Raw genomic sequence first — 25,500 nt, forward strand, 5'->3', positions numbered from 1 at the left:
TCGGGAGCGATGCGAATGAAGATCCTCATCACCGGCGGCGCGGGTTTTCTGGGTCAGCGGCTAGCCAGACGGCTGCTCGATCGCGGCGAATTGAACGGCAAGCCCGTCACGGAGCTTGTCTTGCTCGACGTGGCGCGTCCCGCCGATGCCGCGCTTCTCGCCGATTCCCGCGTGCGCGCCGAAACCGGCGACATCTCGGACCGCGCGGTGCTGGAGCGTCACGTTGACGCGAGCACTGAAGCAATCTTCCATCTTGCCGCGATCGTATCGGGGCAGGCGGAAGCCGACTTCGACCTCGGGATGAAGATCAATCTGGATGCATCGCGTGCGCTGCTCGAAGTGTGTCGCGCGGCGGGACATGTGCCGCGCGTCGTGTTCACGAGTTCGGTCGCGGTCTATGGCGGCGCGCTGCCGGCCATCGTTCAGGACGATACGGCGCTCAATCCGCAATCTTCCTACGGCACGCAGAAGGCGATCGCCGAATTGCTGCTGTGCGACTATGCGCGGCGCGGTTTCGTCGATGGCCGCGTGCTGCGGCTGCCGACCATCAGCGTGCGGCCGGGCAAGCCGAACGCGGCGGCGTCGTCGTTTGCGAGCGGCATCATTCGCGAGCCGCTGAACGGTGAGCGCTCGACGTGTCCCGTCGATGGTGAAACGCGTCTGTGGCTGCTGTCGCCGCGAAGCGCGATCGAGGCGCTCATCGCCGGCTGTGAACTGGATCGCGCGGCACTGGGGAATCGTCCCGTCGTGAATCTGCCGGGATTGTCGGTGAGCGTGAACGAGATGGTCGCGGCATTGCGCGAAGTGGCGGGCGACGAAGCGGCGGCGCGCATCGACTGGCAGCGCGACGAGCGCATCGAGAAGATCGTCGGAAGCTGGCCGGGCGCGTGGGACACGTCGCGGGCGAAGCAACTCGGGCTGGCGGGGGATGGGTCGTTTGCGGAGGTGGTTCGGGGCTATATCGAGGAGGAGGGTCGGGCTTAAGGAGCGCACGTTCCCGGCAACCGGCGTGACCCCGTCCCCCTGCACGCCGTCACGCTTTCATCCGCATTTCCGCGCTAAACTCATCCCTTAAATGTGACGAAGGCCGGCCCGGCGCTCCATGCGCCGCCATGGATCACGGGCGTCGCTCGCCCGTTTTCCCCAATCTCCGGTTCTCCCTTCGCCGCCTCCGCGCGCGAAGCCGCTTCGTCCCGTCACTTGCCGTAGCGCCCAAGCGGGAGATTCCCATGTTGCTGCATCAGCTAGTCGATCGTTTCGGCCCGGCGATCGTTTTCCTCAACGTGATGGGCTCGGCGCTCGGGCTGCCCGTGCCCGCCATGCCGACGATGATCATCGTCGGCGCATCCATCGCGTTGATGGCCGTGAACGGCGCCGCGTTCTGGACGCCGCTGGCGGGCGTTCTGTGCGTCGCGGTGGCGGGCGGGGTGCTGGGCGATTTCGTCTGGTTCCAGGGCGGGCGCAAATACGGCGACCGCACGCTCAAAACCATCTGCAAGCTCTCGCTGTCACGCGACACCTGCGTCAAAAAAACCGAACGCTTCTTCGGCCGGTGGGGCGTGCGAATCCTGCTCGTCGCGAAGTTCATCCCCGGACTGTCGCTCGTTTCCGTGCCGCTCGCCGGCGCAATGGGCGTGCGGCTGCGCAGCTTCATCGCGCACGACGGCGCAGGCATCGCGCTGTGGGGAGCGGTCGGCCTGAGCGTCGGCGTCCTGTTCGCCGCGGAGCTGGAAATGGTCTTCGCGCTGATCTCGCGGCTCGGGCGGCAAGCCGGGATGGTCGTCGCTGTCCTGCTTGCGATCTATGTGACGTATCGCTGGTGGCGTCGCCGCGCGCTGATGGCGACGCTCGAAAAAGCGCGCATCACCGTCGACGATCTGTACTCGCTGATGCACGCCGAACCGCTGCCCGTGATCTTCGACATCCGCTCGGCCGAAAAGCGCATGCTCGATCCGTTCGCCATTCCGGGCGCGCTCTTCGCCGACGAGCGCGAGCTGCAGAAGATCATTGAAAGCTACGACAAGTCGCGCAAGGTCGTGATCTATTGCTCGTGTCCGAACGAAGTGTCGGCGGCGTGGATGGCCAAGACGATGCGCAACGCGGGCTTTCGCGACGTGCTGCCGCTGACGGGCGGCCTCGACGCGTGGCGGCTCGCCGGTTTCGAAGTCGCCAATCTCACCGAGTTCGGCGAACTCGCGGCGACGAGTCCCGAAGAAGCGGAGCAGATGGCGGCGGCATGCTCGCTGCCCATCGTGCAGCAGGTCAAGGAAGTTCAGGCGGCACAGGCGGCTGCGTCCCTGCATGAACCAGGCTTACCCCACGGAGATCGCGCATGAGTACGACCCCGAGCAACGGGCACGCAATCGAGATGCCGAACGTCGTCGCCTGGAGCCCGGGAATGCCGCCGCCCGACGATCCGAACGTCGTGCCGACGGGCGTCAATGCACCCGCATCCGGCGATGACAGCGCGCCGTTCTCGCCGCTGCACACGCGCTCGCATCAGATGTTTCCGCGCCTCACCGACGGCGAAATCGAGCGCATGAGCCGCTTCGGCACCGCGGCGCGCTGGCGTGCGGGCGAGTGGATGTTCCGCATGGGCGAAGTCGGGCGCGGCATGGTCATCATCCTGAACGGACTCGTGCGCGTCACGCGGCGCGATGCGCTCGGCGCGAACCAAATCATCGTCGAACACGGCGCGGGGCATTTCCTCGCGGAAGTCGCGCAGTTGTCCGGCAAGCCCTGTCTCGTCGACGGCATGGCGGTGGAAGACGTCGAAGGCATCGTCGTGCCGCCCGAGCGGCTCCGTGCGCTGCTCGTCGCGGAAGCCGAACTCGGCGAGCGGATCATGCGCGCGCTGATCCTGCGGCGCGTCGGCCTGATCGAGAAAGGCAGCGGCCCGGTGCTGCTCGGCCAGTCCGACGATGGCCGCCTCGTGTCGCTGCAAGGCTTCCTGCGCCGCAACGGCTATCCGCACACGGTCATCGACGCCTGCTCGGACCCGGACGCAATCGCGCTGCTCGAACGCATCTCGGCATCGACGGCGGATTTTCCGCTCGTCATCTGCCCCGATGGCACCGTGCTGCGCGCGCCCGACGAAAATCAGCTCGCCACCCAACTCGGCTGGCTGCCCGAATTCGATCCGGCGCATGTCTACGATGTCGCCATCGTCGGGGCCGGCCCCGCGGGTCTCGCGACGGCCGTTTATGCGGCGTCCGAAGGATTGTCGGTGGCGGTGTTCGATTGCCGCGCGCCGGGCGGGCAGGCGGGCGCGAGCGCGCGCATCGAAAATTATCTGGGCTTTCCGACCGGCATCTCCGGCCAGGCGCTCGCGGGCCGCGCGTTCGTGCAGGCCCAGAAATTCGGCGCGCATATCGCGATTCCGACGCGCATCAAGGCGCTGCACTGCGGTTCATCGCCGATTCAGATCGAACTGGAGAACGGCGCGCGCGTGACCACGCAAACGGTCGTGATCGCGTCGGGCGCGGCGTATCGGCGGCCGGCAATCGAAGGGCTCGAGCGTTACGAAGGGCATGGCACGTACTACTGGGCGTCGCCGGTCGAGGCGAAGCTGTGCAAGAACGCGGAAGTCGTGCTCGTCGGCGGCGGCAATTCGGCGGGGCAGGCGGCGGTGTATCTGGCGTCGCACGCGAAGCACGTACATGTGCTGATTCGCGGTTCCGGGCTCGCGGCGAGCATGTCGCATTATCTGGTCGAGCGCATCGGCTCGCTGCCGAACGTGACCGTACGCACGCGTACCGAAATCGTCTCGCTGAAGGGCGATGACCGCGCGCTCACGGCCATCCACTGCAAGACGCCCGATGGCCCGCTCACGCTCGAATCGCGCCATCTGTTCCTCTTCACCGGCGCGGACCCGAACACGGACTGGCTGCGCGACTGCAGCGTGAGCGTGGATGGCAAGGGCTTCGTGCTGACCGGCCCCGAAGCGCACGACGGACGCACGCAAGGGGTGATGGGCCTGGAGACGAGCGTGCCGGGCGTATTCGCGATCGGCGACGTGCGTTCGACATCGACCAAGCGCGTCGCGGCTGCGGTAGGCGAGGGCGCGGCGGTCGTCGCGCAGATTCACGGCTTGCTCGCGCAGCGGCAGGCTCTGAGCGTCGCCGGGGCGTAGCGTTCAGGCGCCTGCCGGAAACCGCAGCGTGAACTCGATCCATCCATCCGGCGAACACTCGGCCGACGCGCTGCCGCCATGCATGCGCACGATCGCCTGGACGATGGACAAGCCGAGCCCGCTCGATTCCGTGAACTCGCTGCGGGCCGCGTCGCCGCGATAAAAGCGGTCGAAGAGCCGCGTAAGCTCTTCGTTCGCGATGACGGCGCCGCGATTGCCCACGACGATGCACGCGCCGTTCGCATCGGCATGACCGGACAGACGCACGACGGTCCCCGCCGTCGCATAGCGCACTGCATTCACCACGACGTTGCCGATCGCGCGCCGGCACATGATCGCGTTGGCGTGCATCGCGCCGCTGGCGTCGATATCGAACGTGATGCGGCGTTCTTCCGCGATGCCTTCGAAATATGCCGCAATGGTTTCGAGTTCGTCGCGAATGTCGATACGCTCGCGCGCGATCGGCTGTTGCGAATGATCCGCCTGTGCAAGAAAAAGGATGTTCTGCGCGATGCGCGAGAGCCGCTCCAGTTCTTCGAGATTCGATTCGAGCACGCCGCGATATTCGGCGACGCTGCGTTCGTGCGCGAGCATGACCTGCGTCTCGCCGATCAATACGCCGATCGGCGTGCGAAGCTCGTGCGCCAGGTCCGCCGAGAATTGCAGCAGACGTTCGTAACCGTGTTCGAGCCGGTCGAGCATCGCGTTGAACGACGCCGCGAGGCTTTGCAGTTCCGCCGGCGCATGAGCGACGTCGAGCCGCGCCGACATGCGGTTCGGCGTGATCTCGGCGGCCTTGTCGGCCATCAGCCTGAGCGGCATGAGCCCGCGGCTCGTGACCCAGTACGCGAGCAGCATCGTCACTGCGACCGCGCCGATCACCGTGAACCATACGCGTTCGAGATACGCGGACAGCACGCGCGCTTCCTGCGTCATCACGTGCGCCGCGATGATGTCGACCACTTCGCCGCTATCGCCGATGCGCGCCTGCGCGCCGACCCAGCGCATGCGCACGCCGTCGGCGCGCGTGCCTTCGTACAGGTCGTCGAGACCGATGCGGCGATCGACCGGCACGATCGACAGCGGGGGCAACGGCATGCGCTCCGGATTGACGTTGATGAACGGCGCCGTGCCCGCGCGCCGGAAGAGGATCACGTCCTGCCGGTCGCCCAGCATGGTTTCGAAGAGCCGGGGCCGCGCTTCGAGTTCGTTGATCGTATAGAGGTCGTGCAGCAGCGAGCGAAAATGTTCGACGCGCGCGATCACCTGATAATCGGCGCGCGTGGACAGCGCGGAGTTCGTCGCCTGATACAGCGATGCGCCGACCATGCCGACGACCACGCATACGATCGCCGCAAACGACAGCGCAATGCGAACCGCGAGCGATTGCGAAGGCCGCCTCAAGAATCTTCCCCGAACGAATAGCCGATGCTGCGCACGGTATGGATGAGCTTCAGTTCGAACGGATTGTCGATCTTCGCGCGCAGACGCTTGATGGCGACATCGACCACGTTGGTATCGCTATCGAAGTTCATGTCCCACACTTCGGATGCAATCAGCGTGCGGGACAGCGCTTCGCCCCGATGCCTGCAAAAGAGATGCAGCAGCGCGAACTCCTTGTTCGTCAGCACGATGTCGATGCCCTTCCTCGTGACCTTGCGGCGCAGGACATCGACGTGAAGATCGGCGACCTGAAAGGTATCCGATTCGCGCATCACCCCACGGCGTAGCAGCGTGCGAATGCGCAGCACGAGTTCGGTGAACGAGAACGGCTTGACTAGATAATCGTCCGCGCCGAGTTCGAGGCCGTGAATGCGGTCGCTGACCTGATCGCGCGCCGTGAGAAAGATGACAGGCAGGTCACGCTTCGCGCGCAATGCGGACATGATCTGCCATCCGTCGATGCCCGGCAGCATCACATCGAGCACGATCAGTTCGTATGGGTTCGCGAGGGCCTGATGCAGGCCGTCCGTGCCGTTGCGCACGAGATCGACCTGATAGCCGGACTCGATAAGCCCTTTTTTCAGGTAGTCGCCGGTCTTGCGGTCGTCTTCGATCACGAGGATGGTCATGCGCGTGCTTCGCTGTCGTCGATACGTTGACGCCATTCTGCCAGCGCGCGCGTGAGGCCGGCGGAGTATGACAAAAAAGTCATCGAGTGGTCATCGATCCATCAGCGCCGCGCCGTTAGCATCCGTTTCATGCTCCTGTTTCGAGTCCCATTAACCCGACGCGAGGTCCGACGTGCAGCAAGGAACGCTACAGCCGCTATGGCTGCGTATCACGCACTGGCTCAATGCGATCGCCATCGTCGTGATGGTGACGAGCGGATGGCAGATCTATAACGCATCGCCGATCTTCAGGCCGCTCACGTTTCCGTCATCGATTACGCTCGGCGGCTGGCTCGGCGGCGCGCTGCAATGGCACTTCGCGGCCATGTGGCTGCTGGTGGCGAACTTCATCGTGTATGTGGCGATGAATCTTCTTACCGGGCGCTTTCGCCGGCGCATGTTTCCGTTGAGCATCAAGAGCGTCGCGCACGATGCGCTCGCCGCATTGCGCGGCAAGCTCGGCCACGACGATCTCACGCACTACAACGCCGTGCAGAAGCTCGCTTATCTCGCGGTGATCGTGGATATCGTGGTCATCGTTCTTTCGGGCCTCGTCGTGTGGAAGTCCGTGCAGTTTCCCTTGCTTCGCACGCTGATGGGCGGCTACGACAACGCCCGCGTCGTGCATTTCTTCGGCATGAGTTTCCTGGTGGCGTTCGTCGTGCTGCATGTGGTGATGGTCGCCCTCGTGCCGCGGTCGCTCGTGCTGATGATCAGAGGACGTTAAGGCCATGTCGATTCTCAAACCCAGGCTCGATGCAGAGTCCATCATCAAGGATGCCGCGAAAGAACTGAAAGCGCCCGCACGGCGTCTCTTCGGCAAGCGCATTCTTTCGTTAGGCGGCCTCGTGATGCTGTCGGGCTGCAATCTCACCGACGACAAATCCGTCAACGCGATGCTGCGCAAGATATCGTCGTTCAACGACGACGCGCAGGCGCTGCTCTTCGATCCGAACAAGCTCGCGCCGACGTATCCGGATTCGATGATCACGCGCCCGTTTCCGTTCAACGCGTTCTACGACATCGACGAAGTGCCGGAAGTGGATGCATCCGCGTACAAGCTGGAATTGGGCGGTCTCGTCAAAGGCAAGCGCGTGTGGACGCTCGATGAACTGCACGCGATGCCGCAAGAAAGCCAGGTGACGCGGCACATCTGCATCGAAGGATGGAGCGCGATCGGCAAGTGGGGCGGCGTGCGCTTCGCCCATTTTCTGGCGCGAGCGGGCGCGGACACGAGCGCGAAGTATGTCGCTTTTCACTGCGCGGACAACTACTCGACGAGCATCGACATGCCAACCGCGCTGCACGCGCAGACGCTGCTCACGCTGACTTACGACGGCCAGGTCTTGCCGCCGAAATACGGATTCCCGATGAAGCTGCGCATGCCGACCAAGCTCGGCTACAAGAATCCGAAGCATATCGTCGCGATTACCGTGACCAACGATTACCCCGGCGGCTATTGGGAGAACCAGGGCTATAACTGGTTCGGCGGTTCCTGATGACGCTTCTGCATCGCTTACCTTGTCCACTCACTGAAGGAGATTCAATGTCGATTCGCATGAAACTCGGCCTCAGCATCGCGGTGCTCGCGTTCACGACCGCCGCCTTCGCGCAGACGCCTGCAGCCAAGCCGACGCGCATTCGCGGCGATATCGTCGCGTTGTCGGGCGATACCCTGACCGTGCATCGCCGCAGCGGCGATACCGTGAAGATCGCGGTGAAGTCCGATACACCCGTCACGGCGCTGAAAAACATCAAGCTGTCCGACATCAAGCCGGGTCAGTTCGTCGGCACGGCCGCCACCACCGGCACCGATGGCAAGCTGACGGCCACCGAAGTGCTCGTCTTCCCGGAAGCCGCGCGCGGCACCGGCGAAGGCCACTATGCGTGGGATCTCGGCCCGCAAAGCTCGATGACCAACGCGAACGTCGATCAGGTCGTGCAGGGCACGAGCGGGCGCGACTTGAAGCTGTCGTACAAGGGCGGATCGAACGCGGTGACGGTGCCCGAGAACGTACCCGTCGTGACCTTCGCGCCGGCCACGCATGACGATCTCAAGCCCGGCAAGAAGGTGTTCGTGGTGGCGAGCCCGGAAAGCGGCGGCGCGTATGCGGCGCAGCGGATCGTCGTCGAAAAGGATGGCGTCGCCCCGCCGATGTAATCGCACGGGCGGATTTCAGGCCGCGTCGCGCTTCTCGGTCATATGCTCGAAGAAGCGCGCCGCGCGCCGGTCGCCCGCGTACGCGGAGTTGATCCGCACCCAAGGACACGCTTCGCCGTTCGGCCGATAGTAGCTTCCCGGCGCGAGCGTGACGCCGAACTTCAACGCTTCGTCCACGAGCACCGCTGAATCGTCGATGCCGGGCACGCTCGCCCAAACCAGGCTGCCGCCGCCCGGTTCATCGAACACTTTCCAGCCGTAACGTTCGAGCTGCTGCACCGCGCTCGACAGCGAATCGCGCACGCGCTTGCGCAGCCGCTCCAGATACTTGCGATACGTCCCGCGCTCGAGCAGGCTTGCCGCGACGCTCTCGGCGAATCGCGTTCCGCCGAGGCTCGTCAGCACTTTCACATCGACGAGATCCTTCACGAGCTGCCGGTTCGCGGCGAGATAGCCGATTCGCAGCGACGACGACAGCGTCTTCGACAAGCCCCCCACGTAGATCACGCGGTCGAACTGATCGAGCGATGCCAGCCGTTGCGTCGGCACAGCCTGGAAGTCGGCGTAGATGTCGTCTTCGACGAGCGCGAAACCATGCAGCGTCGCGAGTTGCAGCAGCTTGAACGCGACTTGCGGCGAGATGTTCGTCGCCGTCGGGTTCTGGAAGACCGTGTTGACGAAGAATAGCTTCGGCTTGTGCTGCTTCAGCAGCATTTCGGCGGCGTCGATGTCGGGTCCGTTGGCGAGCCGCGGCACGCCGACGAGACGCACGCCTTGCAGCTTCAGCAGGCCGAACAGGTTGTAGTAGCCGGGATCTTCGACGAACACGGTATCGCCCGGCTTCAGCATCGTGCGCACGATCAGATCGAGCGCCTGGCTCGCGCCGTTCGTGATCATCACGTTCGGCGAATCGGCGGCGATGCCGAGCGCGTTGAGCCGCAGGGTCACTTGCTGGCGCAGCGTGGCGTCGCCGTGCGGAATCGCGTAGTCGATCACGCTCGATACATCGCTGCGCGACGCCTGACGGATGGCCTGCGTGAGGCCGTCCACATCGCGCCACGACTCGGGGATGAAGCCGCTGGAGAGCTTTAGCGTCTCGCCGGGATAGTTGAACTGCTGAAGCACCTGATTCGATTCTTCTTCCGCGAGACGCGGATCGCAGTTTCCGGACTCGGCGTCGCGGTCGTCGACGCGATTCGCCACATAGAAGCCCGAGCCGTGCTTCGGCTGAATGAGGCCGCGCGAGGCAAGGCGGTCGTAGGCCTCAATCACGGGGAAGCGGCTGATGCGCTGCTCGGCGGCGAGCTGGCGGATCGACGGCAGCTTCGCGCCGGCCAGCACGCGCCGCGAGCGGATCATCGCTTCGATCTGGCTGACGATCTGCTCGGTGAGCGGCACGCCGGTCGCGCCGTCGATTCTGAGCGGAAGTGCGTTCATCGTTTCAAGTGTTCGGTGGAGTCGGGTGAACAGTTGGACGCGCTGTTCGCTGAGTGTCAGAAGTGATTCGAACGCAGCCGTAAAGCCATGTCAAGCCGTCCGTACGGCTAACGCAGTGTCCTGTTGCCGACTGAACAGTGGAAACTGTTCACCCTGTCTGACTTAACAGTTCCGATGCAACTGTATGCAAGTGTTCATTCAAGATGTTCGGAACCGGCCGAATAATATGCACAACGGCCAAGCGACGACTGCCACGGCGCGGCCATCCGATGAATCGACTGGGAGCGGCATCATGCGTGAAATCCGGACATTCGAACTCGACGGGCGCGATGCGCCAACACGGTGGACGAGCCATCGCCCTCAAACGCTGCGCGTGCTGCGCGGACAAATCTGGATGACGGTCGAAGGAGAGGCGGACGATCACTGGCTGAAAGCCGGCGACGCCGTCGAACTGAAGCCGTATTCGACGATCTGGGTCAGCGGCACATGCGAGGGCAGCCGGTTCGCGTTGGCGTCGGCATCGGCGGGCGACAAGAGCGTGATTGAAGTGCTGCGGGCGTGGTTTGCGCGTCGCCCGGGGCAAAACGGAACGATCGCGTCGAACCTGTGAGGCCGGCGCGAAAAAAACCCGGCCAAAGCCGGGTCCAATGTTCCCGCGCTCTTTCGAGCGCGGTCACCTGCAAAACTACGGTCGCGCTTAAGCGGCGAGCAGCGAACGCAGCACGAACGGCAGAATCCCGCCGTGCTTGTAGTAGTCGACTTCGATCGGCGTATCGATACGCAGCAGCACCTGCACGCGATCGTCCTTACCGTCCTTGCGATGGATCACGAGCGTGACTTCCTGCTGCGGCTTGAAGTCCTCGCCGAGACCTTCGATGTCGTACGTTTCTTCGCCGGTGATGTTCAGCGACTGAATGCTGTCCGCGCCCTTGAACTGCAGCGGCAGCACGCCCATGCCGACCAGGTTCGAGCGATGGATACGCTCGAAGCTGCGCGCGACCACGGCCTTCACGCCGAGCAGTTGCGTGCCCTTCGCAGCCCAGTCACGCGACGAACCCGTGCCGTACTCTTCGCCCGCGAAGATGACGGTCGGCGTGTCGTCGGCGATGTACTTCATCGCTGCGTCATAGATCGACAGTTGCTCGCCGCTCGGCTGATGAATCGTCAGACCGCCCTCGACCCGCGTGCCGTCCGCCTTCGCCGGAATCATCAGGTTCTTGATGCGGACGTTCGCGAACGTGCCGCGCATCATCACGTCGTGATTGCCGCGACGCGAGCCGTAGCTGTTGAAGTCGGCCTTCTGCACGCCGTTCGCCTTCAGCCACACGCCCGCCGGCGACGTTTCCTTGATCGAACCCGCCGGGCTGATGTGGTCGGTCGTCACCGAATCGCCAAAGATGCCGAGCGCGCGTGCGCCCGTGACAGCCGGGATGGAATCGGCCGGCTTCATCGAGAAGTCGTTGCCGAAGAACGGCGGCTCGGCGATGTACGTCAACTTCGGCCAGTCATAGACCTGACCCGTTTCGCCCGCGATCTTGCTCCACAGGTCGCCTTCCTTCGTGAGCTGCGAGTAGTTCTTGCGGAACGCGTCGGCGTCGAGCGCGAATTTCAGCAGCGCGTGCACTTCTTCGCTCGTCGGCCAGATGTCGCCGAGATACACGTCGCGGCCATCCTTGCCCTTGCCGACCGGCTCGGTCATCAGGTCGCGCGTGATGTTGCCCGCGATGGCGTACGCCACGACCAGCGGCGGCGATGCCAGGAAGTTCGAGCGGATGTTCGGGTGAATGCGCGCTTCGAAGTTGCGGTTGCCCGACAGCACGGCGGCCGCGACGATATCGTTCTTCACGATCGCGTCGTTCAGTTCCGGCGTCAGATCGCCCGCATTGCCGATACACGTCGTGCAGCCGTAAGCGGCCAGCGTGAAGCCGAGCTTGTCGAGATACTGCAGCAGGTCGGTCTTCGTCAGATAGTCGGTGACGATGCGCGATCCCGGCGCCAGCGACGTCTTGATGTGCGGCGCTACCGTCAAACCAGCTTCGACAGCCTTCTTCGCGAGCAGGCCGGCCGCGAGCAGCACGCTCGGGTTCGACGTGTTCGTGCACGAGGTGATGGCGGCGATCAGCACGTCGCCGTTCTTCACGTCGATGCCGTCAGCGGTCTTGTACGTCGCTTCGAGCTCTTCCGGCTTCTTCGCAAAGCCGTTTTCGCCGACCGGCTTCGAGAACAGGTCGGTGAAGGTGCTCTTCACATTGCCGATCTCGATGCGATCCTGCGGGCGCTTCGGACCTGCGAGCGACGGCGCGACGGTCGACAGATCGAGCGTCAGCGTCTTCGTGTAGTCGATCTCGCCGGCGTTCGGCACGCCCCACAGGTTCTGCGCCTTGAAGTAGTTCTCGAACGCGGCGATTTCGGCGTCCGTGCGGCCCGTGCCCTTGAAGTAGTCGATGGTCTTTTCGTCGACCGGGAAGAAGCCCATGGTTGCGCCGTACTCGGGCGCCATGTTGCCGATGGTCGCGCGGTCCGGAACCGCGATCGACGCCGTGCCTTCACCGAAAAACTCGACGAACTTGCCGACGACCTTTTCCTTGCGCAGCATCTCGGTGATGGTCAGCACGAGGTCGGTTGCCGTGCAGCCTTCGCGCAGCTTGCCCTTCAGCTCGACGCCGACCACGTCCGGCGTGAGGAAGTACACGGGCTGGCCGAGCATGCCCGCTTCCGCTTCGATGCCGCCCACGCCCCAGCCCACGACGCCGATGCCGTTGATCATCGTCGTGTGCGAGTCGGTGCCGACGAGCGTGTCCGGGTAGTACACGGTGTCGTTGCCTTCGGCCTTCTTGTGAACGCCGCGCGCGAGGTATTCGAGGTTCACCTGGTGCACGATGCCGACGCCCGGCGGCACGACCTTGAACGTATCGAAGGCCTGCATGCCCCACTTCATGAACTGGTAGCGCTCGTTATTGCGCTGGAATTCCAGCTTCATGTTCAGGTCGAGCGCGTTCGGCTCGCGGAAGTGGTCGATCTGGACGGAGTGATCGACGACGAGGTCCACCGGCACGAGCGGCTCGATTGCCTTCGGGTCCTTGCCGGCACGCTTCGCGACACCGCGCATCGCGGCGATATCGGCGAGCAGCGGCACGCCGGTAAAGTCCTGCAGTACCACGCGCGCGACGACGAACGGAATTTCATCGACGCGGGCCGCGTTCGGCTTCCAGTTCGCGAGCTGCTTGATGTGCTCCTCGCTGATCTTCTTGTCGTCGTAGTTGCGCAGCACCGACTCGAGCACGAGACGGATCGAAACCGGCAGGCGCTGGATGTCGATCTTCAGTGCTTCGCCGAGTTGCGGCAGCGAGTAGAACTTGCCTTTGCCGGAACCGCTGTCGAATTCCTTGAGCGTATTGTGGAGATTGTGGGCCATGGTTGTTTTCCTAGGACTAAACGAGGAAATGCTTCGATGCAACGTTTCTGTATGACCGAGTCGATCGACTAAATCACGTACAGATCGACGTATTCATTGACCGGCATTGCTTCCAGCTTTGCCTGATCGAGCGATACCGCGAGGATCGCGTCTTGTTGCCTGGTCGGAAAGCGGCGCGCGAGATTCGTCCTGAACTTCTCGACGAGCAGCGGAATGCCATCCGCGCGGCGACGCTTGTGACCGATCGGATATTCGACTTCGACTTCATCGAACGTGCTGCCGTCGTTGAACTCGATGGTCAGCGCATTCGCGATGGAGCGCTTGTCCGGGTCGAAATAATCCTGGGTGAATTGCGGGTCTTCCACGCATTCCATCTTCGCGCGCAGCGTGTCGATGCGCGGGTCCTTCGCGACGATGTCTTCGTAATCGGCGGCGGTCAGCCGGCCGAAGATCAGCGGCACGGCGATCATGTACTGGATGCAGTGATCGCGGTCCGCGGGGTTATCGAGCGGCCCCTTCTTGTCGATGATGCGAATGGCCGCCTCATGCGTGCGTATCGTGATCTTCTTGATGTCCTCGACGCCCTTGCCGGCTTCCTTCAGCTTGCCGTGCAGCGTCATGGCCGCTTCCACCGCCGTTTGCGCATGAAACTCGGCCGGGAACGAAATCTTGAAGAGGACGTGCTCCATCACGTACGATCCATACGGACGCTGGAACCGGAATTCGTTGCCCTTGAAGAGGACATCGTAGAAGCCCCAGGTCTTGGCGGTCAGCACGGACGGATAGCCCATTTCGCCGGTCTTCGCGATCAGCGCGAGACGCACGGCGCGCGAGGTCGCATCGCCGGCGGCCCACGACTTGCGCGAGCCCGTGTTCGGCGCATGACGATACGTGCGCAGCGAATGACCATCGACGAACGCGAGCGATACCGCGTTGATGAGTTCTTCGCGCGTGAGGCCGATCATCTGGCCGACCACCGCCGTGGAAGCCAGCTTCACGAGCAGCACGTGATCCAGGCCGACCTTGTTGAACGAGTTCTCGAGCGCGATGCAGCCCTGGATCTCGTGCGCCTTGATCATCGCGATCAGGACGTCTTTCATGGTGAGCGGCGTCTTTCCCGACGCGATCGCGTTACGCGAGAGCCAGTCCGCGGTGGCGAGGATGCCGCCCAGGTTGTCCGACGGATGGCCCCATTCGGCGGCGAGCCAGGTGTCGTTGAAGTCGAGCCAGCGGATCATCGCGCCGATGTTGAAGGCGGCCTGAACCGGATCGAGCTGAAACTGGGTGCCCGGCACCCTGGCGCCGTTGGGGACGATCGTGCCGGGCACGATCGGTCCCATCAGCTTGGTGCAGGCGGGATAGGAGAGGGCTTCGAGTCCGCAACCGAGCGTGTCGATCAGGCAGTTGCGCGCCGTTTCGAGCGCGAGCGTGCTGTCGACGCTGTAGTTGAGAACATAGTCGACTATGTCTACGAGTACCTTGTCCGGCTCGGGGCGGACATTGGAGATCGGTGCGGACATCGAGGATTCCCTGTTTGGATGCTGACGTTGCTTATTCCGCCGGCTTGAGCAGCAGCGGATTCTGCTTCAGCGCTTCGGACTGCGTCGGCGCTGCGGCGCCTGCGGCCATGTCGGACGTCATGCATTCGTCGGCGAGGCGCGACGAATCCTTGTCCGAGAACAGCATCGCCTTGGTCGGGATCACGACAAGGTCCATGCCCGTTGCCGAATCGTGGAAGCGATCCGCGCCGGTCGTCGTTTCCTGACGCGGCAGCTTGTAGTCCTTCTTCGCCCAGTTGACCGTGACGATCGCGTCACGCTTCATGTCGCCCTTCAGATAGAAAGCGAGACCGTCCTTGCAGGCCCACTTCACCGAGCCTTCGGGGATCGGGTCGGTCTTGGCTGCTGCTGCTGCCGCCGCCTTGGGAGAGCGTTTGATGATGCGGCGTGCCGGGGCGGGGCGCTTGGCCTTGCTCGCGCCCGACTCGGTTGTCGCGGCGAAGGCGTCGGCGCTCACGAACACGCTGGTGGTGGCGAGCGTGCCGACGATTGCAGCGATCAGAAGCTTATTCATCTAAAAACCTTTCAAAGACATTGGGGTTGATTGGCGGTTGTTGCGCGGATTGGAACGCTTCACGACGCACTTCCGATCGCGCAAGCCCGCTATTTTCGCTTATTTATCGGCACGAACTTCAGATTCTCCGGCCCCGTATAGTTCGCGCTCGGCCGGATGATCTTGTTGTCGATGCGCTGCTCGATGATGTGCGCGCTCCATCCCGACGTGCGCGAAATGACGAAGAGCGGCGTGAACATCGCGGTCGGCACGCCCATCATGTGATACGAGACCGCGCTGAACCAGTCGAGGTTCGGGAACATTTTCTTCGCGTCCCACATGACCGATTCGAGTCGTTCGGCAATATCGAAGAGCTTCGTGTCGCCCGCTTCGGCCGACAGCGACTTCGCGACTTCCTTGATGACCTTGTTGCGCGGATCGGAGATCGTATAGACCGGATGGCCGAAGCCGATCACCACTTCCTTGTTTTCGACGCGGCGGCGAATGTCGGCTTCGGCTTCGTCGGGCGTCTGATAGCGTGACTGAATCTCGAACGCGACTTCGTTCGCGCCGCCGTGCTTCGGGCCGCGCAGCGCGCCGATTGCGCCGGTGATTGCCGAATACATGTCCGATCCCGTTCCCGCGATCACGCGGCCCGTGAACGTCGAAGCATTGAACTCGTGCTCGGCGTAGAGGTTGAGCGAGACGTGCATCGCCTTGACCCACGACTCGGACGGCGCCACGCCATGCAGCAGATGCAGGAAGTGCCCGCCGATGGAATCGTCGTCGGTTTCCACTTCGATGCGCCGGCCGTTGTGCGAATAGTGATACCAGTAGAGCAGCATCGAGCCGAGCGACGCCATCAGCTTGTCCGCGATGTCGCGCGCACCGGGTACGTTGTGATCGTCCTTTTCGGGCAACACCGTGCCGAGCACGGAGACGCCGGTACGCATGACGTCCATCGGATGCGCGGACGCCGGAATCCATTCGAGCGCCGCCTTCAGGTTCGCGGGCAGCCCGCGCAGCGCCTTCAGCTTCGCTTTGTAGGCGCTCAGTTCCGCGACGTTCGGCAGCTTGCCGTGCACGAGCAGATACGCGATTTCCTCGAATTCGCTCGTGGTCGCAATATCCAGAATGTCGTAGCCGCGATAGTGCAGGTCGTTGCCGGTTTTGCCGACGGTGCACAGCGCGGTATTGCCCGCCGTCACGCCGGAAAGGGCGACGGATTTCTTCGGCTTGAAACCACCCGCTGCGGCGGGCGCGTCGGTCGTTGCGGTGTCGCTCATTGCCTCAAGTCTCCTGTGAACGCTCGTGAAAGAGCGTCGTCTCTTCTGCTTGAAAGGCGCGTCGGACATTCGGCCCGTACGCGGCGTAACGAAACCCTTGCATTCAAGCCGCGCTTCCCATCGAAGCCGCTCCGAAGAGCGGGGCGCACTCGTCCGGCATCGCGTGGCCGGTGGCTTGGGCGCGACGCAGCACCGACCAGTAATAGCGATAGCTCGCGCGGTCGTGCAGCGTGTCGCCGTGGCGCGTCGGCCCCCATTGCGCGCGTTGCGCAGCGAGGAGGATCTCGGCGGCAAGCGTGATCTCGTCCGAGCGCGGCGAGAAGGCATCGACGATAGGCCTGATCTGCGACGGATGGATGCTCCACATGCGGGTGTAGCCGAACTCGTTGCGGGCGCGGGCGGCATCGTTCGCGACGATGCTCATGTCCCGCACTTCCGTCGATACGTTATGCGACGGCGCCTTGCCGTGCGCATGACACGCCGCCGCGATTTCCAGCTTCGCACGGCGCACGAGCGGATGCTCGAACTGGCCGGGCGAGCGCATGGCGGTATCGGGAATGGCGCCGTTGTGCGCGGACACGAAGTCCATCAGCCCGAAGCTCAGCGATTCGACGCCGGCCAGCGCGGCCAGTTCGAAGACTTCCGCGAGCGCGCCGTGCGTTTCGACCAGCAGATGACACGGTATGGCCCGCGCGATGCCGAACTCGCAACGCGATGCCTCGATGAACGCAACCATCTCGGCGGCGTCGAACACGCTGCGGATTTTCGGCAGCATCACGAAAGCAGGCGCTTTCTTTGCCTGACGAAGGATGATGCGAACGTCCTCGCGCCATGCCCGATGATGGAAGTCGTGGATGCGTACGCCGACGCGCCCGAAGCGGTCGTCCTCGCCGCCGACGAACGACGCCACCATCTCCGCATGCTCGGCTTCCTGGCCGACCTGCGCGCCGTCTTCGCAATCGAGCGTGATGTCGAACACCGGCCCGAGTTCGGCCTGCAGCGCGAGCGACTTCCGGATCAGCTTCTCGCTGCCGGCGTAGTGGTCGCAAGGCGGCAGGACGGCGGGTTGCGGCTCGCCGTCGAACAGCACTTCGGCGGGGGTGAGAGCGGGCATTGTCGGCGTCGGCTCCGGTTGGAAAGAGAGTTCGATGCTGCTCGTGCTTCTGATTCGGCCGCGCTCGAATGCCGTTGGCGTTCGTTCAAGCGCGATCGAATCAGCCGCGAACGCCGTGAAGCGCTCGCGCTGACGGGAACCGCGAAGGCTCCCGATGATGCCGGGCTTAGTTGCCCAGCAGATGCGCCACGCCGTCGCGCTCTTCGAGCAGTTCGTTCAGCGTGCCGTCCATCTTCTCGCGCGAGAACGCGTCGATTTCCAGGCCTTCGACGCGCTTGTACTCGCCGTTTTCGCACGTGACCGGCACGCCGTAGATGATGTCTTCCGGAATGCCGTACGAGCCGTCCGACGGAATGCCCATCGTGACCCACTTGCCGCTCGTGCCGAGCACCCAGTCACGCACGTGATCGATGGCCGCGTTAGCCGCCGATGCCGCCGACGACAGGCCGCGTGCTTCAATGATCGCCGCGCCGCGCTTGCCGACCGTCGGAATGAACGTGTTGCGGTTCCATTCGTCGTCGTTGATGAGCTTCGTGAGGTTCTCGCCTTCGGCGGTCGCGAAGCGGAAGTCGGGGTACATCGTCGGCGAATGGTTGCCCCACACGGCGAGCTTTTCGATCGACGCAACGGGCTTGCCCGACCTGGCGGCCAGTTGCGACAGCGCGCGGTTGTGATCCAGACGCAGCATCGCGGTGAAGTTCTTCTTCGGCAGATCCGGAGCCGACTTCATCGCGATGTACGCGTTCGTGTTCGCCGGGTTGCCGACGACCAGCACCTTCACGTCGCGGCTGGCGACTTCGTTCAGCGCTTTGCCCTGAACCGTGAAGATTTCGGCGTTCGCCGACAGCAGGTCCTTGCGCTCCATGCCCTTCGAACGCGGACGCGCACCGACGAGCAGCGCGATGTCGGCGTCCTTGAACGCGACCTTGGGATCGTCCGTGACGACCACGCCCGCGAGCAGCGGGAACGCGCAGTCTTCCAGTTCCATCACGACGCCCTTCACGGCGGCTTGCGCTTGCGGCAGATCGAGCAACTGAAGGATCACGGGCTGGTCTTTGCCGAGCAGATCGCCATTGGCGATGCGGAACAGCAGCGAGTAGCCGATTTGACCTGCGGCGCCGGTGACGGCAACGCGCTTTGCGGACTTAGCCATTGAAACTCTCCTGACGGTGCGTGGAACGCTAGGGAAAAACGCCATTTTATGCGCGTTACGCGAAGCGTTGATGAAGACATGCCAGCCATGCCGCCGCTCGTCCCGGTAGGGGCGCCACGCATGGCGCGGCATGAAAGCGTGACGGCATGGCTGTCATGCCATGAATTCTTCTTCAAGCGAGAGATTGCGCGGTATGACGTGAGGGGACGGCCATTCGCTAGAGTCTGACGGACAAGCGCCCTTTCGAGACGGCGCTGAACGTTGCGAGGCGATAGACAGGCAGCGGCGCGCGAATCGATTGGCCGATCGGCGTGAGGCGGAAGCGAAAGGGCGTGCCTGGCGGTTGGCGACGCGCCCCGTGACTGGCCGAACGCCGCGCCTTTGCGGCGAAAACCGCCGAAAAAACCGGTCTGAACGAACTTTCCACGGACTGCGCAGCGACCCGCAAACCCTTGCTCGACAAGGAGTGTAGGATTGGTCGGAGGCAAAGTCAACAGTATCTTATGTCTTATATAAGACATAGGATCGTGCGTGAAAATGTGGACGCGCGACAGCCGTTTGTGTTGAAATGCGCGGCATGAATTCCAACGCGGCAAACCCGGCGAGCACCACCCCACCGAACGGCAACGCACAGTCGGCCGAAGCCGCGGGCGCGCCGTCGCCGACATTCAGCCCGCTGTATCAGCAGATCAAGGCGCTCATCACGCAGGGCCTCGAATCGGGCGAATGGAAGCCGGGCGAAATCATTCCGAGCGAAGTGGAACTGGCTGCCCGCTACAAGGTAAGCCAGGGCACGGTCCGCAAGGCTATCGACGAACTCGCCGCCGACAATCTTCTCGTGCGCCGCCAGGGAAAGGGCACGTTCGTTGCGACGCACAGCGAAGATCGCGTGCAGTTCCGCTTCCTTCGCCTTCTGCCCGACGATGGCGACGTCCATCCCCACGTGAGCCGCCTGCTCGAATGCCGGCGCCTGCGTGCGCCTGCCGAAATCGCGCGTCAGCTCGATCTCAAGCCCGCCGATCCCGTGGTGCTCATCAAGCGCCTGCTGCAGTTCGACGGCGTCACGACCGTGTTCGACGAAATCTGGCTGCCGGGCGCAATCTTCCGCGGGCTGACGGCGGAGCGGCTCGCCGATTACAAGGGTCCGCTCTACGCGATGTTCGAGACCGACTTCGGCACGCGCATGATCCGGGCGTCGGAGAAGATCCGCGCGGTGGCGGCCGACGAGCCGGTCGCGAAATTGCTGGAAGTACAGCCCGGTTTTCCGCTCCTGTCGGTCGAGCGGATCTCCTACACCTACGGCGATCGCCCGGTGGAAGTGCGTCGCGGCTGGTATGTCACGACCGGCTATTACTATCAGAACGACTTGAGTTGACCGAATGAATACTGGGGCCGCGGGCATCGGCTGAAGGACTCGCGGAGCATCGACAAAGCATTCACGTTCGCCATTTTCACGCGTGCAGCAATAGTCTCTTGGGCGGGTTTTCCCTGCAGCGTGAAATAAAAAGGCGCTAAAATCGCGGGTTAGTGTAATAACAAGTTGGGGTCTAGCATGGCTGAAGCCGTAAAAAAACCAAGGCCCGAGTACCGGAACATCGGGCTTGGACAGATTGCGAAATATCGCTTGCCGCTAGCAGGGAAGGTCTCCATCCTGCACCGTATCAGCGGCTTGCTGCTCTTCGTTGCACTGCCGTTCCTTCTCTATCTGCTCGATCAGAGTCTGACGTCGGAAATTAGTTTCGACGCATTCAAAGGCTTTCTGGCCCACCCCATCGTCAAGATCATCACGCTCGTGCTGTCCTGGGCGTATCTGCATCACTTCTGCGCCGGCATCCGCTTTCTCGTGCTCGACACCCACGTCGCCGTGAACAAGGAAGGCGGCCGTCAGACCGCGCTGGCGGTGCTCGTCGTGTCGCTGCTGCTGACGTTCGTCGTCGCGTTGAAACTTTTCGGAGCCTTCTAATAATGGGTACGCAAAACAGAGTCGGCCCGAAGCGCCTGGTCGTCGGCGCGCACTACGGCCTCGGTGAATGGCTCGCGCAGCGCATTACCGCCATCGTCGTTGCTGTCTATACGCTCGTCCTGCTCGTGCTGTTCTTCGGCGCGCGCAACTTCTCCTATGAAGGCTGGGCGTCCATCTTCGCAATGCAGTGGATGAAGCTCGCCACTTTCGTAGCCTTGCTTTCGCTCTTCTATCACGCGTATGTCGGCATGCGCGACATCTGGATGGATTACGTGAAGCCGGTCGGCCTGCGCCTGTTCCTGACGGTGCTGACCGTGCTCTGGCTCATCGGATGCGCCGGCTACGCTGCACAGATTCTCTGGAGAGTTTAAAGAACATGGCTGCAATCAAGACTTCCCTGCCGCGTCGCCGTTTCGACGTGGTCATCGTCGGCGCGGGCGGCTCGGGCATGCGCGCATCGCTGCAACTCGCGCGGGCGGGCCTGTCGGTCGCGGTGCTGTCGAAGGTGTTCCCGACGCGCTCGCACACCGTCGCGGCGCAAGGCGGCATCGGCGCATCGCTCGGCAACATGAGCGAAGACAACTGGCACTATCACTTCTACGACACGATCAAGGGCTCCGACTGGCTCGGCGACCAGGACGCGATCGAGTTCATGTGCCGTGAAGCGCCGAACGCAGTCTACGAACTCGAACACATGGGCATGCCGTTCGACCGCAACGCGGACGGCACCATTTATCAGCGCCCGTTCGGCGGCCACACCGCGAACTACGGCGAAAAGCCGGTGCAGCGCGCTTGCGCCGCGGCGGACCGTACCGGCCACGCGCTCTTGCACACGCTGTATCAGCAGAACGTCGCGGCCAAGACGCACTTCTTCGTCGAATGGATGGCGCTGGACCTGATCCGCGACGCCGACGGCGACGTGCTCGGCGTGACCGCGCTCGAGATGGAAACGGGCGAAGTCTATATCCTCGAAGGCAAGACCACGCTGTTCGCCACGGGCGGCGCGGGCCGCATCTTCGCGGCATCGACGAATGCGTTCATCAATACGGGCGACGGCCTCGGCATGGCGGCGCGTTCGGGCATCGCTTTGCAGGACATGGAGTTCTGGCAGTTCCACCCGACCGGCGTGGCCGGCGCGGGCGTGCTGATCACCGAAGGCGTGCGCGGCGAAGGCGGCATTCTGCGCAATTCGAACGGCGACCGCTTCATGGAGCGCTATGCGCCCACCTTGAAGGACCTGGCGCCGCGCGACTTCGTTTCGCGCTCGATGGACCAGGAAATCAAGGAAGGCCGTGGCGTGGGTCCGAACAAGGATCACGTGCTGCTCGACCTGTCGCACATCGGCGCCGAGACGATCATGAAGCGTCTGCCGTCCATTCGCGAGATCGCGCTGAAGTTCGCGAACGTCGACTGCATCAAGGAGCCGATCCCCGTCGTTCCGACCATCCACTATCAGATGGGCGGGATTCCGACGAACATGCACGGGCAGGTCGTCGGCACGTCGAACGGCTACAACGAACCGGTGAACGGCTTCTACGCAGTGGGCGAATGCTCGTGCGTGTCGGTCCACGGCGCGAACCGCCTGGGCACGAACTCGCTGCTCGACCTGGTGGTGTTCGGCCGCGCGGCGGGCAATCACATCATCAAGTACGCGAAGGAATCGCGCGAGCACAAGCCGCTGCCGGCCGATGCCGCCGACTTCGCGCTCGAGCGTCTCGCCGTTCTGGAGAAGTCGACCTCGGGCGAATACACGCAGAACATCGCGAACGACATCCGCTCGACGATGCAGGCGCATGCCGGCGTGTTCCGTACGTCGAAGCTGCTGTCGGAAGGCGTCGGCAAGATCGCGGAACTGGCGGAGCGCGTGAAGCACGTGCATCTGAAAGACAAATCGAAGGTGTTCAACACCGCTAAGGTCGAAGCGCTCGAACTGGCGAACCTGATCGAAGTCGCCCGCGCGACGATGGTCTCGGCCGAAGCGCGCAAGGAAAGCCGCGGCGCGCACGCGCACAGCGACTACGAGCATCGCGACGACGACAACTGGATGCGCCATACGCTGTGGTTCAGCGAAGGCAATCGCCTCGACTACAAGCCGGTCCAGATGAAGCCGCTGACGGTCGAATCGGTGCCGCCGAAGGCGCGCACCTTCTAAGGGCAAGGGAATCGAAATGGCAAAACGTATTTTTGAAGTCTACCGCTACGATCCGGACAAGGACGCGGCCCCGCGCATGCAGCGTTACGAGCTCGAAATCGACTCGCACGAACGCATGTTGCTGGACGCATTGGTAAAGCTGAAGGCGCTGGATGAAACCTTGTCGTTCCGCCGTTCGTGCCGCGAAGGCGTGTGCGGTTCGGACGCGATGAACATCAACGGCAAGAACGGCCTCGCGTGCCTGACGAACCTGAACGATCTGCCGGAGCGCATCGTGCTGCGTCCGCTGCCGGGCCTGCCGGTCGTGCGCGACCTGATTTGCGACTTCACGCAGTTCTTCAACCAGTATCACTCGATCAAGCCGTACCTGATCAACGACACGCCGCCGCCCGAGAAGGAGCGTCTGCAGTCGCCGGTCGAGCGCGACGAGCTGGACGGCCTGTACGAGTGCATTCTGTGCGCGAGCTGCTCGACGTCGTGCCCGAGCTTCTGGTGGAATCCGGACAAGTTCGTCGGACCGGCGGGCTTGCTGCAAGCCTATCGCTTCATCGCGGACAGCCGCGACCAGGCAACCGGCGAGCGCCTCGACAACCTGGAAGATCCGTATCGTCTGTTCCGTTGCCACACGATCATGAACTGCGTCGACGTGTGCCCGAAGGGGCTCAACCCGACGAAGGCGATCGGCAAGATCAAGGAATTGATGGTGCGCCGGGCTGTCTGAAAGGGACGATGCAATGGTCGACAAGCAAGACAGCGCTCACCAGTCCGACCCTCTTCGCCGCGCGCGCCTTCGGTGGCGCGCACGGCGCGGCCTGCTGGAAAACGATCTGATCTTCGAGCGTTTTTTCAGCCGATATGAGCATGACCTCAGTGACGCCGACGTGGCCGCTCTGACCCGCCTGCTGGAGCTGAGCGACAACGAACTGATGGACCTGCTGCTCGCACGGACCGAGCCGGAAGGCGAGCTTGCCACGCCGGACGTGATTCGCGTGATTCAGATGCTGCGTTCCGTGTGATTTCGGCAGAAATCCCCGGAGTTTTGCACAATGCGCCCTGAGTCCGGGCGCCAGGCGGCCGAGAGCAGACAGCGGTCGATCGTGCAGTCCTGCCGCGCAGCTTCCGTCGTGCAAATTATCGAAAACCTGTATCCATACTTCGATTGAGGATGTGCTATGACCCCGTCAGATGTTAAAGCCACGCTATCGTTCAGCGACAACTCGCCGAGCGTCGAAATGCCGATCTACAAGGGCACGATGGGCCCCGACGTGATCGACATCCGCAAGTTGTACGGTCAGACCGGCAAGTTCACGTATGACCCGGGCTTCATGTTAACGGCGGCGTGCAATTCGGCGATCACCTACATCGACGGCGACAAGGGCGAGCTGCTGTATCGCGGCTACCCGATCGAGCAGTTGGCCGTGAACGCCGACTTTCTCGAGACCTGCTATCTGCTGCTGAAGGGCGAGTTGCCCACGGCTGCGCAGAACAAGGAATTCGTGGACACGGTAACGCGTCACACGATGGTGCACGAGCAGATGCACTTCTTCTTCCGCGGCTTCCGTCGCGACGCGCACCCGATGGCGGTCCTGACGGCGGCGGTCGGCGCGCTGTCGGCGTTCTATCACGACTCGCTGAACATCAACGATCCGCGTCACCGCGAAGTCTCCGCAATCCGCATGATTGCGAAGCTGCCGACGCTCGTCGCCATGGCGTACAAGTTCAGCATCGGCCAGCCGTTCGTGTATCCGCGCAACGAGCTGTCGTACAGCGCGAACTTCATGCACATGATGTTCGCGAACCCGTGCGAAGAGTACAAGGTCAACGACGTGCTCGTGCGAGCGCTCGACCGTATCCTGATTCTGCACGCGGACCACGAGCAGAACGCGTCGACGTCGACGGTGCGTCTCGCGGGTTCGTCGGGCGCGAATCCGTTCGCGTGTATCGCTGCGGGCATCGCATGTCTGTGGGGCCCGGCGCACGGCGGCGCGAACGAAGCCGCGCTGAACATGCTGGAGGAAATCGGCTCGGTCGACAACATTCCCGAGTTCATCAAGCAGGTGAAGGACAAGAACTCGGGCGTGAAGCTGATGGGCTTCGGTCACCGCGTCTACAAGAACTACGACCCGCGCGCGAAGCTGATGCGCGAAACCTGCCACGAAGTGCTGAACGAGCTCGGCCTGCACGACGACCCGCTCTTCAAGCTCGCGATGGAACTGGAAAAGATCGCGCTGGAAGACGAATACTTCGTGTCGCGCAAGCTGTACCCGAACGTCGACTTCTACTCGGGCATCGTGCAGCGCGCGCTGGGCATCCCGACGTCGATGTTCACGTGCATCTTCGCGATGGCGCGTACGGTGGGCTGGATCGCGCAGTGGAACGAGATGATCGCCGACCCCGAGCAGAAGATCGGCCGTCCGCGCCAGTTGTTCATCGGCCAGACGCCGCGTGAAGCGAAGGCTGTCGACAAGCGTTGATCGGTTGATGCGGTAGAGCAGAGTGCGTTTCGAAGCCCCGGCGGGTGACT

General features: G+C 63.2%; 23 protein-coding genes. 14 read left to right on the top strand and 9 right to left on the bottom strand.

The annotated features are described in order from the left end of the window. Positions 1-15 precede the first annotated feature (15 nt). From denD to P9255_RS04280, 3 genes are all read left to right on the top strand, one after another. Positions 16-984 carry a D-erythronate dehydrogenase gene (gene denD, locus P9255_RS04270; protein ID WP_309765676.1) on the top strand — a complete coding sequence of 323 codons (969 nt, stop codon included), beginning with the start codon at positions 16-18 and terminating at the stop codon, positions 982-984. Between the two features lie 248 nt (positions 985-1,232). Beyond that, entirely contained in the window at positions 1,233-2,336 is a 1,104-nt protein-coding gene (locus P9255_RS04275; RefSeq protein WP_404980289.1) for a DedA family protein/thiosulfate sulfurtransferase GlpE, read from the top strand. Continuing rightward, on the top strand, positions 2,333-4,132 hold the full coding sequence (locus P9255_RS04280) for an FAD-dependent oxidoreductase (RefSeq protein WP_309765678.1): 1,800 nt from the start codon (positions 2,333-2,335) through the stop codon (positions 4,130-4,132). Before P9255_RS04275 ends, P9255_RS04280 begins: the two co-directional genes overlap by 4 nt. Before the next feature lie 3 nt (positions 4,133-4,135). Here P9255_RS04280 and P9255_RS04285 read toward each other — a convergent pair whose 3' ends face one another. Together P9255_RS04285 and P9255_RS04290 are read right to left on the bottom strand one after the other, a co-directional pair. Then, entirely contained in the window at positions 4,136-5,536 is a 1,401-nt protein-coding gene (locus tag P9255_RS04285; RefSeq protein WP_309765679.1) for a heavy metal sensor histidine kinase, read from the bottom strand. Beyond that, complete coding sequence (locus P9255_RS04290; protein ID WP_309765680.1) at positions 5,533-6,204, bottom strand: heavy metal response regulator transcription factor; 672 nt, start codon at positions 6,202-6,204, stop codon at positions 5,533-5,535. The genes P9255_RS04285 and P9255_RS04290 overlap by 4 nt, the downstream gene beginning before the upstream one ends. A gap of 172 nt (positions 6,205-6,376) precedes the next feature. Between P9255_RS04290 and P9255_RS04295 the strand changes: the two genes are divergently transcribed. From P9255_RS04295 to P9255_RS04305, 3 genes are read left to right on the top strand one after another with little or no spacing between them, the layout of a single operon-like run. Continuing rightward, on the top strand, positions 6,377-6,970 hold the full coding sequence (locus P9255_RS04295) for a cytochrome b/b6 domain-containing protein (protein ID WP_309765681.1): 594 nt from the start codon (positions 6,377-6,379) through the stop codon (positions 6,968-6,970). 4 nt (positions 6,971-6,974) lie between these two features. Next, positions 6,975-7,742, top strand: a complete 768-nt coding sequence (locus P9255_RS04300) for a molybdopterin-dependent oxidoreductase (RefSeq protein WP_309765682.1) — start codon at positions 6,975-6,977, stop codon at positions 7,740-7,742. A 47-nt stretch (positions 7,743-7,789) separates the two neighbouring features. After that, entirely contained in the window at positions 7,790-8,404 is a 615-nt protein-coding gene (locus P9255_RS04305) for a DUF5666 domain-containing protein (RefSeq protein WP_309765683.1), read from the top strand. A gap of 15 nt (positions 8,405-8,419) precedes the next feature. Here P9255_RS04305 and P9255_RS04310 read toward each other — a convergent pair whose 3' ends face one another. Beyond that, positions 8,420-9,841, bottom strand: coding sequence for a PLP-dependent aminotransferase family protein (locus P9255_RS04310; protein WP_309765684.1), 1,422 nt, complete (start codon positions 9,839-9,841; stop codon positions 8,420-8,422). Positions 9,842-10,133: 292 nt separating this feature from the next. Between P9255_RS04310 and P9255_RS04315 the strand changes: the two genes are divergently transcribed. Next, a complete protein-coding gene (locus P9255_RS04315; protein ID WP_309765685.1) occupies positions 10,134-10,451 on the top strand; it encodes a DUF2917 domain-containing protein in 318 nt (105 codons plus the stop codon). An 87-nt stretch (positions 10,452-10,538) separates the two neighbouring features. Here P9255_RS04315 and acnA read toward each other — a convergent pair whose 3' ends face one another. From acnA to P9255_RS04345, 6 genes are all read right to left on the bottom strand, one after another. Then, entirely contained in the window at positions 10,539-13,256 is a 2,718-nt protein-coding gene (gene acnA, locus P9255_RS04320; RefSeq protein ID WP_309789188.1) for an aconitate hydratase AcnA, read from the bottom strand. A gap of 68 nt (positions 13,257-13,324) precedes the next feature. Next, positions 13,325-14,776 carry a bifunctional 2-methylcitrate dehydratase/aconitate hydratase gene (locus P9255_RS04325; protein WP_309765687.1) on the bottom strand — a complete coding sequence of 484 codons (1,452 nt, stop codon included), beginning with the start codon at positions 14,774-14,776 and terminating at the stop codon, positions 13,325-13,327. A gap of 31 nt (positions 14,777-14,807) precedes the next feature. After that, positions 14,808-15,329: a hypothetical protein gene (locus P9255_RS04330; protein ID WP_309765688.1), complete on the bottom strand. Its 522-nt coding sequence runs from the start codon at positions 15,327-15,329 to the stop codon at positions 14,808-14,810. A gap of 89 nt (positions 15,330-15,418) precedes the next feature. Then, a complete protein-coding gene (gene prpC, locus P9255_RS04335) occupies positions 15,419-16,594 on the bottom strand; it encodes a 2-methylcitrate synthase (RefSeq protein WP_309765689.1) in 1,176 nt (391 codons plus the stop codon). Positions 16,595-16,697: 103 nt separating this feature from the next. Beyond that, on the bottom strand, positions 16,698-17,708 hold the full coding sequence (locus P9255_RS04340; protein WP_309765690.1) for an aldolase/citrate lyase family protein: 1,011 nt from the start codon (positions 17,706-17,708) through the stop codon (positions 16,698-16,700). A gap of 166 nt (positions 17,709-17,874) precedes the next feature. Beyond that, the gene (locus P9255_RS04345; RefSeq protein WP_309789189.1) at positions 17,875-18,861 is read right to left on the bottom strand and encodes a malate dehydrogenase; all 987 of its coding nucleotides are present in this window, start codon (positions 18,859-18,861) and stop codon (positions 17,875-17,877) included. 577 nt (positions 18,862-19,438) lie between these two features. Between P9255_RS04345 and P9255_RS04350 the strand changes: the two genes are divergently transcribed. The 7 genes from P9255_RS04350 (at position 19,439) to gltA (ending at position 25,450) form a co-directional block, all read left to right on the top strand. Next, a complete protein-coding gene (locus P9255_RS04350) occupies positions 19,439-20,236 on the top strand; it encodes a GntR family transcriptional regulator (RefSeq protein WP_309765692.1) in 798 nt (265 codons plus the stop codon). A gap of 177 nt (positions 20,237-20,413) precedes the next feature. Further along, the gene (gene sdhC / locus P9255_RS04355; protein ID WP_309765693.1) at positions 20,414-20,824 is read left to right on the top strand and encodes a succinate dehydrogenase, cytochrome b556 subunit; all 411 of its coding nucleotides are present in this window, start codon (positions 20,414-20,416) and stop codon (positions 20,822-20,824) included. 2 nt (positions 20,825-20,826) lie between these two features. Next, positions 20,827-21,195: a succinate dehydrogenase, hydrophobic membrane anchor protein gene (sdhD, locus tag P9255_RS04360; RefSeq protein WP_309765694.1), complete on the top strand. Its 369-nt coding sequence runs from the start codon at positions 20,827-20,829 to the stop codon at positions 21,193-21,195. 5 nt (positions 21,196-21,200) lie between these two features. Next, positions 21,201-22,976 (top strand): succinate dehydrogenase flavoprotein subunit, encoded by a 1,776-nt coding sequence (sdhA, locus tag P9255_RS04365; protein ID WP_309765695.1) that lies wholly within the window; start codon positions 21,201-21,203, stop codon positions 22,974-22,976. Positions 22,977-22,992: 16 nt separating this feature from the next. Further along, positions 22,993-23,697 (top strand): succinate dehydrogenase iron-sulfur subunit, encoded by a 705-nt coding sequence (locus tag P9255_RS04370; RefSeq protein WP_035968879.1) that lies wholly within the window; start codon positions 22,993-22,995, stop codon positions 23,695-23,697. Positions 23,698-23,710: 13 nt separating this feature from the next. Next, a complete protein-coding gene (locus P9255_RS04375) occupies positions 23,711-23,992 on the top strand; it encodes a succinate dehydrogenase assembly factor 2 (protein ID WP_309765696.1) in 282 nt (93 codons plus the stop codon). Positions 23,993-24,148: 156 nt separating this feature from the next. Next, the gene (gene gltA, locus P9255_RS04380; RefSeq protein WP_309789190.1) at positions 24,149-25,450 is read left to right on the top strand and encodes a citrate synthase; all 1,302 of its coding nucleotides are present in this window, start codon (positions 24,149-24,151) and stop codon (positions 25,448-25,450) included. Positions 25,451-25,500: the final 50 nt, after the last annotated feature.

The sequence above is a fragment of the Caballeronia sp. LZ019 genome (assembly GCF_031450825.1).
Lineage (GTDB): Bacteria > Pseudomonadota > Gammaproteobacteria > Burkholderiales > Burkholderiaceae > Caballeronia.